The sequence below is a fragment of the Pseudodesulfovibrio pelocollis genome (assembly GCF_030282845.1).
GTDB lineage: Bacteria > Desulfobacterota > Desulfovibrionia > Desulfovibrionales > Desulfovibrionaceae > Pseudodesulfovibrio > Pseudodesulfovibrio pelocollis.
In genome coordinates, this window is sequence record NZ_JASTWE010000009.1 from 28,776 (window position 1) to 44,307 (window position 15,532).

13 protein-coding genes are annotated in these 15,532 nt (G+C 65.5%); 5 read left to right on the top strand and 8 right to left on the bottom strand.

Annotated features, from left to right (window positions below; translation table 11 throughout):
- Positions 1-5 precede the first annotated feature (5 nt).
- Together darT and darG are read left to right on the top strand one after the other, a co-directional pair.
- Entirely contained in the window at positions 6-623 is a 618-nt protein-coding gene (gene darT / locus QQS14_RS05065) for a type II toxin-antitoxin system toxin DNA ADP-ribosyl transferase DarT (protein ID WP_285905828.1), read from the top strand.
- A gap of 6 nt (positions 624-629) precedes the next feature.
- On the top strand, positions 630-1,709 hold the full coding sequence (gene darG, locus QQS14_RS05070; protein ID WP_285905829.1) for a type II toxin-antitoxin system antitoxin DNA ADP-ribosyl glycohydrolase DarG: 1,080 nt from the start codon (positions 630-632) through the stop codon (positions 1,707-1,709).
- Positions 1,710-1,748: 39 nt separating this feature from the next.
- Here darG and QQS14_RS05075 read toward each other — a convergent pair whose 3' ends face one another.
- The 3 genes from QQS14_RS05075 to QQS14_RS05085 all read right to left on the bottom strand — a co-directional run bounded on the left by QQS14_RS05075 (position 1,749) and on the right by QQS14_RS05085 (position 7,015).
- Positions 1,749-2,411, bottom strand: a complete 663-nt coding sequence (locus tag QQS14_RS05075; RefSeq protein WP_285905830.1) for a response regulator — start codon at positions 2,409-2,411, stop codon at positions 1,749-1,751.
- Positions 2,399-5,245 (bottom strand): PAS domain S-box protein, encoded by a 2,847-nt coding sequence (locus QQS14_RS05080; RefSeq protein ID WP_285905831.1) that lies wholly within the window; start codon positions 5,243-5,245, stop codon positions 2,399-2,401. Before QQS14_RS05080 ends, QQS14_RS05075 begins: the two co-directional genes overlap by 13 nt.
- Before the next feature lie 138 nt (positions 5,246-5,383).
- Positions 5,384-7,015, bottom strand: a complete 1,632-nt coding sequence (locus tag QQS14_RS05085; protein ID WP_285905832.1) for an alpha/beta hydrolase family protein — start codon at positions 7,013-7,015, stop codon at positions 5,384-5,386.
- Between the two features lie 300 nt (positions 7,016-7,315).
- On the opposite strand from QQS14_RS05085, the gene QQS14_RS05090 reads away from it, so the two are divergent.
- On the top strand, positions 7,316-7,993 hold the full coding sequence (locus QQS14_RS05090; RefSeq protein WP_285905833.1) for a CBS and ACT domain-containing protein: 678 nt from the start codon (positions 7,316-7,318) through the stop codon (positions 7,991-7,993).
- Positions 7,994-8,057: 64 nt separating this feature from the next.
- Here QQS14_RS05090 and QQS14_RS05095 read toward each other — a convergent pair whose 3' ends face one another.
- Both QQS14_RS05095 and QQS14_RS05100 read right to left on the bottom strand, forming a co-directional pair.
- Positions 8,058-8,426, bottom strand: a complete 369-nt coding sequence (locus QQS14_RS05095; RefSeq protein ID WP_285905834.1) for a response regulator — start codon at positions 8,424-8,426, stop codon at positions 8,058-8,060.
- 30 nt (positions 8,427-8,456) lie between these two features.
- Positions 8,457-10,922 (bottom strand): PAS domain-containing hybrid sensor histidine kinase/response regulator, encoded by a 2,466-nt coding sequence (locus QQS14_RS05100; protein ID WP_285905835.1) that lies wholly within the window; start codon positions 10,920-10,922, stop codon positions 8,457-8,459.
- 184 nt (positions 10,923-11,106) lie between these two features.
- Here QQS14_RS05100 and QQS14_RS05105 point away from each other — a divergent pair, with 184 nt between their 5' ends.
- Positions 11,107-11,976, top strand: coding sequence for a radical SAM protein (locus tag QQS14_RS05105; protein ID WP_285905836.1), 870 nt, complete (start codon positions 11,107-11,109; stop codon positions 11,974-11,976).
- A 921-nt stretch (positions 11,977-12,897) separates the two neighbouring features.
- On the opposite strand, the gene QQS14_RS05110 is transcribed toward QQS14_RS05105, so the two are convergent.
- The gene (locus QQS14_RS05110) at positions 12,898-13,170 is read right to left on the bottom strand and encodes a hypothetical protein (RefSeq protein ID WP_285905837.1); all 273 of its coding nucleotides are present in this window, start codon (positions 13,168-13,170) and stop codon (positions 12,898-12,900) included.
- Between the two features lie 100 nt (positions 13,171-13,270).
- Complete coding sequence (locus QQS14_RS05115) at positions 13,271-14,149, bottom strand: alpha/beta hydrolase (RefSeq protein WP_285905838.1); 879 nt, start codon at positions 14,147-14,149, stop codon at positions 13,271-13,273.
- 104 nt (positions 14,150-14,253) lie between these two features.
- On the opposite strand from QQS14_RS05115, the gene mobA reads away from it, so the two are divergent.
- A complete protein-coding gene (gene mobA, locus QQS14_RS05120; protein WP_285905839.1) occupies positions 14,254-14,928 on the top strand; it encodes a molybdenum cofactor guanylyltransferase in 675 nt (224 codons plus the stop codon).
- Here mobA and mobB read toward each other — a convergent pair.
- Entirely contained in the window at positions 14,925-15,512 is a 588-nt protein-coding gene (mobB, locus tag QQS14_RS05125; protein WP_285905840.1) for a molybdopterin-guanine dinucleotide biosynthesis protein B, read from the bottom strand. The two genes, mobA and mobB, sit on opposite strands and share 4 nt — an antisense overlap.
- Positions 15,513-15,532: the final 20 nt, after the last annotated feature.

Consider the following 15,532-nt stretch of genomic DNA (forward strand, 5'->3'; position numbering starts at 1 on the left):
TTGCCATGACTAATCTATACCACTTTACTCACCAAAGCAATTTGGAATCAATTCTCGCCAGCGGCGGGTTGCTGTGCGACTCGGCGATGGCAGCCCAGCGCCATGCCGTTGTCGGCAACCGTGACATCAAGGGGAGGCGTGCTCACCTTGATGTCACGGTTGCTCCTCACGGTGTCGTCGCGGACTATGTCCCGTTTTATTTCGCCCCCAGATCGCCCATGCTTTATGTTATACACAAAGGCACCGTCCCTGCATGCGAGTATCCTCAAAACGAGGTTATCTATCTCTGTACCACAGTGGAAGACGTGGTGGCCGTTTGCGACTATTGCTACACGGATCGCAACGCAGCATTGTATTTGGCAGAATTTTACAAAGACATAAGTCACATCCATGTCAATGTTGACATGCCGTTGATGTCCGAGGAATATTGGAACAACACACCCGAGGATCTTGACAGAATGGAAAGACGGATGGCTGAATTCCTGGTCCATCGCTTTTTCCCGTGGAACCTCGTGAAGGGAATTGGGGTGTACGGCGATGACAATCTGGAGTATGTTCAGGGGGTGCTGGCCAAGCACGGGCAGGCAGTGCCTACCAAAAAATTACGACACTGGTACTTCTAGGGGAGGATGATGATCTTCTTGGCTGAGGGCAACCTGCTCAAATCAGACGCCGAAGCGCTGGTCAACACCGTCAATACCGCTGGTGTGATGGGCAAGGGCATAGCCCTGCAGTTCAAGAAGGCCTTCCCGGAGAATTTCGAGGAGTACGCCAAGGCCTGCGAGGCTGGACAGGTGCGGCCCGGCTCGATGTTCGTCACCAAGGTCCGCAGTCTTGGCACCACGAAATACATCATCAATTTCCCGACCAAACGGCACTGGAAGGCCAAAAGCACCATCGAGGACATCAGGCTCGGCCTCGCCGACCTCGTGGATACGGTGCGGCACCTTGGCATCCGCTCCATAGCCATTCCCCCGCTCGGATGCGGCCTTGGCGGCCTCCCTTGGACCGATGTCCTCGCGTTGATCGAAAAAGCCTTTGCCGAGCTTCCCGAAGTGGACGTCAGGCTGTACCCCCCAAAAGGCACGCCCGACGTGCGATCAATGCCCAACAGGACCAAGAAGCCACGCATGACGCCAGGGCGGGCCGCTCTGCTGGCCGTGCTTGCCCGCTACTCCGCCATGCGCTTCGACCCGGACTTTACCCTTATCGAAACGCAGAAGCTCAGTTATTTCCTTCAACTTGTCGGCGAGCCCTTGCGACTCAACTTTGTCAAATGGTGCTACGGGCCCTACGCCGACAATCTTCGGCATGTCATCAGTGAACTGGACGGGCACTACCTCTGCGGCTGGGGTGCCGGTGAGAATCGCCCCATGGTGAAACTCAGACTCACGGACCCGGCTCTCCCCGCGATCAATTCCACGCTAAAGAAAGACAATTGTCTTGAAAATCGAATTGAACGAGTCCTTGATCTCATTGAAGGCTTTGATTCCCCCTACGGCCTGGAGTTGTTGGCCTCGGTTCACTGGGTAATCACAAAAGAGTTGGATTGCAGAGTCGATCCCGCTGAAGTGCACACGGCCATCAGCCAGTGGACCCAGAGAAAGAGCCGGATGTTCAAGCAGCACCACATTGACTTGGCTGTTGAGCGCCTCCAGGAGCAAGGCTGGCTAGAGGAATGCCCTGCCCGCCAATCCGCTCTTTCCTGACAGGGAAAACTCCTCCCTTTTTCCTCCCCAGCCCCCCGATCAGATGGCCCAGGTGTCGAGGTCGATGAGGCCGAGACGGGCGGCGTAGCGGATGAGTTCCACGGTGCTGTGCAGGCCGAGCTTTTTCATCAGGTTGGTGCGGTGGTTCTCCACGGTCTTGGGGCTGACGAAGAGCTGGGCCGCCACCTCCTTGGCCGAGAGGCCCTCGGCCAGCAGGCGCAGCACCTCCTGCTCGCGGGCGGTGAGGGTGGTGTAGGGGTCGCGCCCGGCGCTCTGCTCGTCCTTGGCCTGCATCAGCCGGAAGACCACTTCCTGGGACAGGGCGTCGTCAAGGAACAGCTCGCCCCGGGCCACGGTGTCGAGCCCCCGCATCAGGCTGCCCGCGGCGGACTCCTTGATCAGGTAGCCGGACGCACCCGCCCGGAAGGCCTCGACAATGTAGTCCGCCTCCGAGTGCATGGAGATGATGATGAACCGGGTCTGGGGCAGCGACCGCTTCAGTTCGCGGATCATCTGGATGCCGTTCTTGCCCGGCATGGAGATGTCCACCAACATGATGTCGGGCTGGTGCCGCTTGCCCAGCCGGATGCCGTCCGTGCCGTTGCCTGCCTCGCAGACCACGGTGTACTTGTCGTCGCGGTTGACGATGGTCTTCAGTCCTTCCCGGAACAGGGGATGGTCGTCCACGATCATGAGTTCCATGCCTGGGCGCTCCTTTTGATGGTGTCGAGGGGAATGCGAAAGACGATGCGCGTGCCTGTCCCGATCAGGGACTGAATCTCCACTGTGCCGCCGATGAGCCTGGCCCGCTCTTCCATGCTGCGCAATCCCATGCGGTTTTCGGCCACGGCCTCGGCCATGCGCGAGGTCACGTCAAAGCCCTGGCCGTTGTCCTCCACGCGGATGAGCAGCTCGGGATGGCTGCGCACCAGACGCACCGAGACGCGGTCCGCCCGGGCGTGGCGGGCCGTGTTGTTCAGCGCCTCCTGGACCATGCGGTAGACGTTGATCTCGGCGTCGAAGTCGAGGGCCATGCCCTCGGTGCCCGCAGCCTGGAAGCCGACCTCAAGGCCGGTGCGTCCGGCGGTTTCGGCGCAGTGGTTCTCGAGGGCGCGGATGAGGCCGAGCTGATCCAGAGCGGGGGGACGCAGGCCATAGGCGATCTCGCGCACCGCGGCGATGGCCCCGCGCACCACCTCGGCCACGGGTTCGGCGCGCCGCCGAAGCGCCTCGTCCACCTCGGGCAGGCCGTCGAACAGGGTCTCCATGTTCAGGACAATGGAGGAGAGATCCTGGGCCACGTTGTCGTGCAGATCGCGGGCGATGCGCTGGCGCTCGTTCTCCTGGGCATGGATGAGCTGCTGGGTGAGGGAAAGGATGCGCTCGCGGGCCTGCCTGCGCTCCTCGGCCTCGGCCGTCAGCCGGGCGTTGGCCTCGGAAAGCTCGGCCGTGCGCCGCCTGACGCGGCTCTCCATTCCGGCGTGGGCGGCGCGCAGCTCCGCCTCAAGGAGCTTGTGGCCGGTGACGTCGGTGAGGATGATCAGGCGCGCCCGCGCCCCGTTCCAGCGGATGGGCTTGAGGCTCAAGGTGACCCAGACGGCCGTGCCGTCGGGCCGCACCACGCGAAAGGGCGCGCCGGGCCCATCGCCCCGTCCGGCCAGATAGACGGCCACCCGGCCACGCATCCAGACCTGATCGTCGGGATGGACCAGATCCATGGGGTCGCGATTCTTCAATTCGACGCACGGGGTGTCCAGCATGCGGACCATGGCGTGGTTGACGAAGACAACGGCCTTGTCGCGGATCACGGCCACGCCCTCCTGGGCGTTCTCCACCAGGGCGCGGTAGCGCTCTTCTGACTCGGCCAGGGCCTGCTCTGCCCGTTTCCTGGGGGTGACGTCCTGGAGCGAGACGATGACCCGCGCGAGGGTCTGCCGGTACTCTGGCGGCACCGAGAAATGGACCATGACCCAGATAATCTCCCCGTCCAGGGTGCGGTGGGTGATCTCGCCGCAGTACTCGAATCCGCCCGAGGCAAGGATGATCATCTCCTCGGTGAAGGCCCGCATGGAGCTTTCGGTCAGGACCGTGTCGAGCCGCCCGAGCAGGTCCTCCTTGCTCCCGGCCCGGAGCAGGTTCAGGGTGGCCTTGTTCACGGCCACCACCTCCACCAGGGAGGCGCAGCAGGCCAGGTCTTCGGGATGGTCTGCGAAGTGGCGGCGGAAATCTGTCACGCCCTGCGCCCGCAGGGTGTCGAAATGGGCCTTGAGCCGCGTCAGGTCCTCCTCCCACAGGGAGATGGGCGAGTCCTCGAACAGGGCGCGGAACCGGGCCTCGCTCTTCTTGAGCGCCTCCACGGTGTTCATGTAGTCGGTGGCATCGCTGGCCATGCCTTCAATGGCGATGGGCCTGCCGTGAATGTCGCGGTGCATGACCACGCGCTGGCGCGCCCAGCGCACCTCGCCCGATTTGTGGACGAACTGGAACAGATACTCGGGCCTGACCACGCCCCGGCACATCTCGTCCCACGCCTCGCGGAAATAGTCCTGCCAGTCCGGGTGGATTACCCCCCGGACGAACAGGGGACGCGACTCGTATTCGCGCAGACTGTAGCCCGAGAACCGCTCCACCGAGGGGCTGAGGTAGTCGTAGGTTCCGTCGGGGATGGCCATGCGGAAGAAGATGTCGCTGGTGGAGGTGGCGATGAAGTTGAGGCTGTGCTGGGCCACGGCCAGCTTTTCCTGGGCCTCGTGCCGGACAGTTATGTCCGAGAGGATACCCTCGATGGCCGGGGCCGAGCCGTCCGGTTCGGCGTGCAGGGTGATGCGCTGGTTGATCCAGCGGACCGAGCCGTTCCTGTGAACGATGGGGAATTCGTACTCGTGGCGGCAGGTTCCGCCAAGCAGCTCGTTCCACCACAGCGCATGCACTTCGGCCCAGCCGTCCGGCACGAGCCCCTCGAAGAGGCCGGGCACCTCGTAGAAATCCTGGGGCGGGTGGCCGGTGATGCTTTCCACGGCCGGGCTGATATAGTCGAACCGCCTGTCGGCCAGACGCAGGCGGAAGAGGCAGTCGCGGGTGTTCTCGGTCAGAAAGCGCAGATGGCGCTCGCTCTGGGTCAGGGCGTTGCGCAGCCGCAGCCGGACCGAGGCGTCGCGCATGATGGAAATGATGTGGGTCAGGCGGCCGGAGTCGTCCAGCACCGGGTCGAACCGGCCCCAGACCGGACAGAGCCTGCCCCCGGCGGTGCGGATCACGTATTCCCCTTCCCAGCTTTGGCCAAGGCGCATGACCGGGGCCACGGTCTCCCCAAGCGGGGCCTGCGCGGTTCCGGGCAGGACGTCCTCGGCCCGTCCGTCCAGGATATCTTCCAGCGAATAGCCGTAAAAATCCGTGAACGCCTGGTTGGCGAAGATGGGCCGCAGATCCGCGTCGCGAATGGTCATGGCCACGCCCGAGGTGCTGAGCACCTGCTCGAAGAGGTGGGGATTGATCTCCCGCCCCGCCTGGGGGTTGGTCTGCGATGGTTTCTTCACGCGCACTCGGGGTCAAGGGTGGCCGGATCGGGTCTTGTTTCTTTAGGTTTTCTTAACCCATTCACACGGGGATGGGAAGACGGATCGGCCGTTGAAGCGGACTCGCGCAAGATGGCCCGGAGCGACAACCCTCGGCTGTCACTGATTCAGCCCCGCGATCCACGACGCGCCGAGCCGGGCGTGCTCCTCGGCCACCTGCTCGACCCAGCCCGAGGAATCGCTCCGGGCGTCGAGCACCTCGCGGCTCGCCCGAAGCGGGGCCATGACAATGGTGAAGGCGCGGCCTTGCCCGTCGCGCAGGGATTCGAGGGTGGAGACAAAGGATTGCCAGCGGCCCAGACTGCGCCCGGTGACCAGCCAGAGCACGGGCATGTCCAGCCGGGCCAGCTGGTCGCGGCCGGGCAGCCCGTCCGGCCCCACGCTGTCGTCCAGCAGGCAGACCAGGAAAGCGGGCCGCACAGCGCTCTGCCCCAGGGCCAGGGCCAGGGTCGGGACCACGCCCGTGCCGTTGCCCCACACGCCCACCCGCGCCGCGTCCATCGGCTCAAGCCCGGCAAAGTAGGCCAGGGCCGAGGCCGTGTCCGCCGCCTGCCGCTGCCGGGCCAGGGCCGCAGCCTCGGCCACGCTCAACCCCTCGGGCAGGGCGTGGGCGGCGGCCCCGCCGGATTCGTCGCAGCCGCGCGGACGGAAGGAGAACACGGCCAGCCCCGAGGCGGACAGGGCACGGGTGAACCCCTGGACCAGCCCATTGTCCACGCAGCGCTCGCCATAGGTCAGGACCACGCCGGGATGCCCCTGGCCGGCGGGCGGCAGGGTGGTCCGCCCGGCCAGTGTTTCCGGCTTCGGCTCCTTCTGGGACTTCCTGCCCGCCCTTGCCCCGGGGTCCGGCTCGGCATCGGACACCGCGAAGCGCACATCGCTCTCGCGCACATGGACCTTGACCGGGAACTGGGCGATGCGGTCGTCGTCGGTCATCAGGATGAAACGCTCGATGCGGTCGTCCTTGGCCAGGAAGGTGACGGTGCCGGTGATCGGCTCATCCGCGTGGACCGAGGGGCCGATGGTGTAGATGTATTTGGCGAACTCCTTGAGACGGCGCAGAGTCTTGTTTTTTGAGTCATAGATCAGAAAGCGGCCGTACTCGGTGTCGCGGGCGTCGATGATGGAGATGATCCGGTCGTCGCGTGCCCGGAATTGGCCGGAAAATTCCGTGGATTCGTAGGTGTAGTATTCGGCCATCATGGACCGGCCGAAGCGCGCCTCGTGCCCCCGGTGGGCGAGGACGTCGTGGCGGCTGACATGGATGGGCGGGCCGTCGCGCTCCCCTTCCGTGCCGGACGAGGGCGGCGCGAGAGGGACATCGGGCGCGGGCGGCGTCTCGGGCGGCGGCGCGGTCTTGACCGGGCTGATGTCGATGGCGTCGGGCGCGGGCGGTTCCGGCGCTTCGGACTCGGCCGGGACGGCAGATTCAGGGGCAACGGATTCAACAGGTGCGGGCGGCGCAGCGGCCGCGTCGTCCAGGAGGATGGTCTTGTCCATGGGCAGGACCTGCGGCTGGGGCTCCTGCCTTTCCGGTTCTGCCGGAGGTGGCGCGGGAATTGGTGCAGGGATTGGTGCGGGAATCGGCATGACCACGGATTCGGCCATGGTGGTCAGATCCAGCTCCATGAGCTTGGGCGGCAGCGAACGACCCAGGTGCAGGGTCTGGATCAGCACCGCCGCGAAGGCCGCGTGCAGGAGAAGGGAGAGAATCAGGCTGAGCGCGCGCATGTCCGGGCCTTTCCATCGTCCTTGCCAGCTCTGGCACCACTGGGGCCGGCCAGGGAGAATCCGGCCCTTTTCTCCGGTGTACGCCCCTGCGCGGCCCATGGCAAGCAAAGGGCTCGGAAACAATGGCTTTTCAGACGCTTGGGGTCGGAATTTCGTCCCTGATCGCGGCCAGGGCCAGGGGCCGCCCCTGCCGCCCACGCCACACCGCCCGGCTGGCCGTTGCATTTTTGCCAATGACCGACTAGTGTTGGGCGATGATGTGCCCTCCGGGGCGCGGAGCCGGGAACAAAGGAGGCTGCAATGCTTGTCAGAGACTGGATGACGGAAAACGTCGTCACCCTGGGTGTCAACTCGTCGGTCATGGACGCGGCCGACATCCTGCGCCGCAAGGATATCCGGCAATTTCCGGTGATGGACGCCGAGGGGCGGCTGGTGGGCATCGTGTCCGACCGGGACATCCGCGACGCCATGCCGTCGAAGTTCATTCCCGGCGACTGTACCGACGGCCGCGAGGGCGGCCTGAACACCCTGACCGCAGGCGACATCATGACTCCCGGCCCCCTGACCGTGGCCCCGGACACATCCATCAACGCCGTGGCCGAGATCCTGGTCAGGCACAAGGTGGGCGGCCTGCCCGTGGTGGAGGGGGGACAACTGGTGGGCATCATCACCCAGGCGGACGTTATGCGCTTCCTGTGCGCTGCGGCGGGGTCGCTGCGCTCGGGCGTCCAACTCGCCTTCCGGCTCGAAGCCCGGCCCGGCCCCCTGGCCGAACTGCTCACCGACATCCGCGAGATGGGACTGAACTTCACGAGCGTGTTCACGGCCTACGACATCCGCAACCCCGGCACCCGAAACGCCTACATCCGCCTGGAAGGCCCGGGCGGCCGCGCCGTGGAGCAACTGGTGGAAACCCTGCAAAAGAAATACATGGTCCTCTTCTACGTCAACGAGGGCGTCACCGTGGACGTGGCCTGACCGGCCGCACCCCCGCAGTCAAAGGGCCGCGCTTCCGGGGAAGCGCGGCCCTTTGCCGTGTCGGCTAGTCTGCCAGGGCCTTCTTGACGGCCTCCAGCAGCTTGCGGGTGTCGATGGGCTTGGTGAAGGTGTCCACCACGTCAAAGACCTTGGCCAGCTCGACGATGGCCTCGGGGTTGAAGGCCTCGCCGCCCGAGATGGCGATGAACTTGCGGGAGCGGTCGGACTTGATCAGCTCGCCCATGACCTGAAGCCCGCCCTTCTTGGGCAGGAAAATGTCAATGATGCTCAGGTCGATGGCATTGTCCTTGTACACGCGCAGGGCCTCCTCGCCGTCGGCCGCCTCGACCACGGCGTATCCCTCGGCCTCAAGCACGCTCCTGAGCAGCTCCCGGATCATGGGGGCGTCGTCAACAACCAGTATAGTCTTCATCCTCACGCTCCTTGCGTTGATGGTCGTTTCTCACTTCGGGGCCGCCTCCCGCGCCAGGAACTCTAGCGCGGATCGGATCTCGGATTCAAGCGCCTTGTACTCCCTGGTCGCGGAGGTGTGATCCTGCTGGCGACAGAAGAACTCCACCTGCTCGGCCTGGGCCCCGGCCCGGCGCGCGCCCACGGTCCGCGCGCTGCTCTTGATGGAATGGGCCAGCCGCAACGCCTCGTCCCAGCGCTGGTCGGCCAGGGCCACGGCCAGTTCCTCCATCTCGCCCGGCGTGTCGCGCAGGAAGATGGCGTCCATGCGCCCGAGCAGGGCGCGGTTGCCGCCGAGCATCTCCAGGGCTGTTCCCCGGTCAAAGGCGGGGCAGCCGTTGCCCTCCTGCCGGTCCTCGGCACAGTCATTTCCTCCCGCCGCGACGCCCGCCGCGACGCCCGCCCCGGCCACAGAATCAGCCCCGGGGGCCTGAGCGCCGTTCACGGCCCCGGCCACGGTGGCGTAAAAGGCGTCGATACGGATGGGCTTGGCGATGTAATCGTTCATGCCCGCAGCCAGGAACCGCTCGCGGTCGCCCTTGAGGGCGTGGGCGGTGAGGGCCACGATGGGCACCTCCGAGTCCAGGGCGCCCGAGCCGGGATCGCGGATGGCCCGGGTGGCGGTGATGCCGTCCATAACGGGCATCTGCACGTCCATGAGCACCAGATCGAACCGCTCGCGCCTGACCGCCTCCAGGGCCTGGACTCCGTTCTCCACGGCCACGGCCTCGTAGCCCTTTTCGGCCAGCAGGTCCATGGCCAGGCTGCGGTTGAGGGCGTTGTCGTCGGCCAGGAGCACGCGCAGGCCCGGCCTCGGGGCAGCTGTGGCGGCCTCGGCGCGGTCCTGCTCCAGGGCCTCGGGATCGCCCACGGAAAAATCTATGGCAAAGAAAAAGGTGCTGCCCCGGCCCTCCTCGCTCTCCACCTCCAGCGTGCCGCCCATCAGCTCGACCAGCAGCTTGCAGATGGCCAGCCCCAGGCCGGTGCCGCCGTGCTTGCGGGTGATGGAGTCGTCGGCCTGGAGAAACGATTTGAAGATGGCACGCCGCTTTTTCTTCGGAATGCCGATACCCGTGTCCGCCACGGCGAATTCGAGGGTCAGCGGGCTGCCCGGGGCGGTATCCACCCCGCCCGGAGCCACGCCGATGCGCACCGTGACGCCGCCAGCCTCGGTGAACTTGACCGCGTTGGCCACCAGGTTGACCAGCACCTGCCGCAGCCTGCCGGGATCGCCGACAATGGCCAGGGGCACGTCGTCGCCCACCTCGGCCACCAGGGTCAGCCCCTTGTCCGCGGCGTGCAGACGGTGCATGTCCAGCGCCGTGCGCAGCACCTCGCGGATGTCGAAGTCGATGCGCTCCAGGGGCAGCTTGCGCGCCTCGATCTTGGAGAAGTCGAGGATGTCGTTGATGACCGTGAGCAGCGAGGTGCCCGCTTCGAGCACGCGCCCCAGGCACTCGTTTTTGCGGGACGGGTCCTCCACGCGCAGGGCCAGCTCGGCCATGCCCAGCACCGCGTTGAGCGGGGTGCGGATCTCGTGGCTCATGTTGGCCAGGAAGGCGGACTTGGCCCGGGTGGCGGCATCGGCTTTCTTCATGGCGGCCACCAGCCGGGTGGACTTGCTGGTCAGCTCCGCGTTGGCCCGCTCCAGTTCGCGGGTGCGGCGGCGGACCTTGTCCTCGGACTTGTCGTGGGCGATCTTGAGGGCGTCCTCGGCCCGCTTGCGGTCCGTGATGTCGATGCCAAGGACCATGATCATGCGCTCCCCGGCCGAATCGGTCATGGGGCTGCACTGGAGGTGGAAGGTGCGCCCCCGGGCGTCGGTCCAGTCCCATTCCTGGGTGCGGTCCGATTCCATGGACTCCATGGGCGGACACCCTTCGCAGGAGCTGTTGGCGCAGTTGAGGGCTTCGGCGCATTTCTTGCCCTTGGGGCTGCCGAAATACTTGCGGAAATAGCGGTTGGCGTAGCGGATGGACTGGTCCGGATACAGGTGGTAGACGATGCCGGGCAGGGACTCCATGAAGAATATCTGACGCTGCTGCTCGCGGCGCAGGTCCTCGTCGGTGCGGTGCAGCTCGGTCAGGTCCAGGGTGTTGATGGCCAGCCGCGTCACCTCGCCCCAGGGGTTGGTCACCGGCACGATGGAATGGACCAGCGAGCGGCCGCTGACCTCCTCCTCGAAGCGCAGGGAGCGCACGGCCTCGATGGCCTCGCTGATGCGCGCCCGGCGCGAGTCCGCCGAATCGCGCGGGAGCAGGTCGTAGATATTGGCCTGCTCAAGCTCCCCGGGCGTTTCCATGCCAAAAAGCTTGGCGGCCATGAGGTTGGCGGCCAGCACATAGCCGCTCACGTCGATGACCAGCGACGACTCCATGGACGACTCGAGCAGCGCCCTGGAGGTCTCGTCCATGGAGACATATGAGGTGGGCCTTGCCGGCCTCGGGGGAAGCGCCATGATCCTTATCCCGTTCACATTTCCGGTTTCGACGAGGCATGCCGGGGACCGCCGCGCACAGATGGTCCACTCTGCAACCGTAGAGAACCCCACGGGACAGGTCAATGGTATTTTCCCATTCACCCGATGCCTTTGCCCGATTCGAGGCTGTTTTCAATCCGGCGCGGGGATGGTAGAAAGCGGCATGGACTATCAGGGAACCATCATTCGCCCGCCCAGCGAGGCGGACAGCATCCTGCTCCAGGTGACGCTGGGCTGCTCCCACGGCAAATGCGCCTTCTGCGGCGCATACCAGGGCAAACGGTTCGGCATCAAGGACCGCGAGACAGTGGCCCGGGACATCACCTTTGCCGCTCGCCACTGCCGCCGCCAGCGCCGCGTGTTCCTGTGCGACGGCGACGCCCTGGTCATGCCCCAGGCCCGGCTGCTGGACATCCTGGACGCCATCCGTCGCGAGCTGCCCTGGGTCACGCGGGTCTCCACCTATGCCAGCTCCAAGAGCCTGCGCCTGAAGAGCGACGCCCAGCTGGCAGAGCTGCGCGAGGCAGGCATCGCCATGGTCTACATGGGGCTTGAATCGGGCGACGACACCATCCTGGCCGCCATGGACAAGAACGGCGACAGCGCGGCCATCGTGGAGCAGGGCATCCGCGCCCGGCAGGCGGGGTTCAAGCTCAACGTCACGGTCATCAACGGCCTGGGCGGGGTCGAGCGCTCCATGGAGCACGCCCGGGCCACCGGGCTGGCGCTGAGCGCCATGGACCCGGACCAGATCGGCGCCCTGAGCCTAATGCTCGTGCCGGGAACGCCGCTTTACGACAGGCACGCCCGGGGCGAGTTCGTCCTGCCCGACGCCACCGGCATGCTGGCCGAAATCCGCGAGATGCTCGCCCACCTGACCCTCACGCGCGGCCTGTTCCTGGCCAACCACGCCTCCAACTACCTGCCCCTCAAAGTCCGGCTGCCCTCGGGCCGGGACGCGGCCCTGGCCGAGCTGGACACGGCCCTGGCGGGCTGCCGCCCCCTGCGGCCGGAATCGTCGCGGCGGCTGTGACCCGTGAACGCGGGCCGGGCCGTGAGAGGCAGGGGGAGAGGGTCGAAAGAGGAAATGATGGGGAGTGGTGACACGGCGGACTGCCGCGCCCGGGGCGGGAAAAAGGCAAAAAAGAAGTGCGCTGGCCGGTTTGCCCGGCTGGCCTCCGACCGATTTGCTCTCGGTCCGGGGGGTTCATGCGCACGTCACTGTTTGGTGATGTGTTGCGACTCGTTTCGCTGATTTATGGCTTTTGAGGGTGATATCGCCTTTATCCTCCGCTTGGGTTCTTCCGTCTATCTCATGGGCTGCCAGTGGGCCTCCCTTGCAATCAATAGATAAGCATCCGGCGGCGGATGTAAAGAGGGAACGAGACGATTTCGGCGCGTTGCATTGGTGGTCGGGAAAAGGGAAAATGACGGGACAGGAAGGGGCGAATGGCCCAAGCAAAGTGCGCCATTCCGGGTTATCCGGGTGTATCTGGACCGTCATTTCAAATTGTGTCTGTATGACGACCTGATACGTTGGGTCTGGCGCACGGTGCTCTTTCTAGAGACAGGGCGACTCGATTCGCCACATGTGTTCTGGAAGAAATCGGTGTCTATTTCCCTCCACCCTCCGTTGCCGTTGCTGTGATGCCTTCGCTCTCGAAGGGGCCTCTGCCTTTGACTGCAATATACGCCTGTCCAAAAATCATGGCAAGGGGGTCTGGCCGAAAAAACGGCTCGCAAAGCGCAACCGCCGGGCAGTGCAGGAGATAAAAACGCGTCAGGGGAATACGGAGGAGCATGTCACCGCCCGAAGACAGGCGGACGAAACAAGAGGCAATTAAAACAGCATATTGCAATTGCTACGCAAAGGCAAGAACAAAGACCCGGCCAAGCTGACCAGGCTGTTCGTAAATCTCCGCTCCAGGCGATGCGGGCAGCCAGTGAGCCGGGCCTACTCGTCGGCAAAGGGGTCGCTGATGAGGTCGGCCACCCGGCTGGGGTCCAGGCCGTGCAGATGCGCGCCTTGCGCGGACAACGCATCGCTCAAGCCGTTCAGGCTCGCTGCGGCCTCCATGGCCTCGCGCCGCCCGCCGTTACGCTCCACCACGTTCAGGGCGGCGTCAAGCCCCTCGCTCGACTGACGCGAATCGCGCAGGTCCCGTATCTTCTTGGAGAGTTGGTCTATGCGGGGCTCAAACCCCGGCGACAGGTCTATTCGATGCATGCGTGTCCCTCCTTGCAGCGTGGTTCGACCACAGCAAGAGGCATGCACAATCGCATTTTTCTTTTCATTTCTTGATGTTGCCGAAACACGGTCCCAAAAATCAGGCAGGATTTTCCGCCCTGGCCGGGTCCGGGGCGGACAAGGGAGCTCCAGGACCGGAAAGGCTGTCCAGGAACCGGGCCAGTCCGTCGGTATAGTCGCGGCCGGAGAGCAGGAAGCCGTCGTTGTGCCCGCCACGCAGGGCGAGGAAGGATTTGGGCCCCTGGTAGCCCTCGAACAGGGCGCGGCCCAGGGCGTGGGGCACGATCTCGTCGGCCGGCGAATGGACGAAGAGGGCCGGAATCCGCAGTCCGGTCAGGGCCTCGGCCGCGTCGTATCGGTCGCGGGCGAGGAGGCGCACGGGCAGCCAGGGGTAGAGGCGCGCGCCCATGTCCGGCACCGAGGTGAAGGTGGATTCGACAATCAGCCCGGCCGGAGCCGCGCCCTGCGCGACCACCTGCGCGGCCAGCCCCGCGGCCACGGCCCCGCCAAGGGAGCGGCCAAAAACAATCACAGAGCCGGGCTCGACACCCCGCTCGAAGAGCCAGTCCCAGGCGGCGCGGGCATCGGCCCGGGTGGCGGTCTCGGACGGCTCGCCCTGGCTGCGGCCATAGCCCGAGTAGTCGAAGATGAGCACCGAGAGGCCAAGGTCGTGGAAGATGCGCAGCGACTCAAGCCGGTGCGAGATGTTGCCGCCGTTGCCGTGGCAGAAAAGCAGGGTGAACCGGGCCTTGGGATGGGGCAGCCACCAGCCGTGCAGCTCGGTGCCCAGCCCGTTGACCAGCAGCACGTCCTCAAAGGCCAGCCCGGCGTCGGCCGGGGTGGCGACCACGCTGCGGGTGGGGAAATAGAGCAGCCTGCGCTGGGTAAGATAGACCCAGGCGGCCAGACAAAGATACATCACGGCCAGAATTGACGCGATCTTCAGAAACGAGGTCATGGCCGGACCATACACGCCCGCGCTCCCGTTGCCTACCCTTGGCGGGCCGGACAAAATCGGCGGTTCCCCTTTTCATCGGCCCGGGCCTGGCGTACCGTGGGGACATGCATAAGACCGAAACTCCCGACGACATCGGGGCCGACACGACTGCCCGCGTCGCGGACATCCCCTGCGCCGCGATCACGGGCGTGATCCTGGCGGGCGGGCTGGGCACGCGCATGGGCTCTGTGGCCAAGGCGTTTCTCGACATCGGCGGCAGGCCCATCATCGAGCGGCTCTTGGCCGTGTACCGGCCCATCTTCGCGCAGGTGCTCATCGCGGCCCGCGAGGCAGAACCCTTTGCCCGGCTGGGGCTGCCCGTGGCCCTGGACCGCTTCGAAGCGCGCAGCTCCCTGACCGGCATCCACGCCGGACTCGCGGCCATGACCACTGACCACGGTTTTTTCGCGGCCTGCGACGCACCCTTTCTGCGGGCCGGGCTGGTGCGCCGCCTGCTGGCCCATGTGGAGCCGGACGATGACGTGGTCCTGCCCCTCAAGGAGGACGGCTACCGCGAGCCGCTGACCGCGGTCTACTCCCGCCGCTGTCTGCCCCACATCGCCCGCCAGCTGGAAAACGGGAATTTCAAGATCATCGATTTCTTCCACCGGGTGAAGGTCCGAGAGGTGCCGGTGGCTGCATTGGTTCCCGGCGACCCTGACCTGATCTCGTTTCTCAACGTCAACCGCCCCGAGGACCTGGCCCTGGCCCGGCAGATGGCCGAAGAAGGGGCGTTTTAGCGCCGCGAGGTTCTCCGGCCAGCCGCCTTGCACACTCTTTCTCCCAGCCTGTCCGCGCTCCACAGGCCGCTGCGCACCCAGCCGTGGAAACGCCGAGCGATCCACTCTGCCAGCCCGGCCGCGTCGTTCAGGGCAAAGACCGGCACGCCCGCGTCGGCCGGATCATCCGTGACCATGGCCATCAAGCGCTTCTCGTCGGCGTTGTCCTTATCGCACAGGGGCTCGGCGTGGGCCTCGGCGCGGAACACCTCGATCTTGGGCATGTCCGAGCGGAAAAAGCCTTCGGCCAGCACTAGCTGCCGGTCGGCGAAAAAGGTCTCGGCCAGTTCGGCCAGCGACATCTCCCGGTCCACGGATTTGATCACCGCCACCCGGGTCGGCGAGGACACGGCAACCGTGGCCGCCCCGGCCTGCCGATGCCGCCAGGAATCCTTGCCCTCGCGGTCCATCTCGAAGCTGTGGGCATCGTGCTTGACCGTGCCCACGCTCAGGCCCAGGGCGGCCAGCTCTGGCAGCAGCCCCTCGATGAGGGTCGTCTTGCCTGATTTCTTCTTGCCGACGATGCACAATACGGGAACGGACATGGGAACCACCTCGTAGTGTG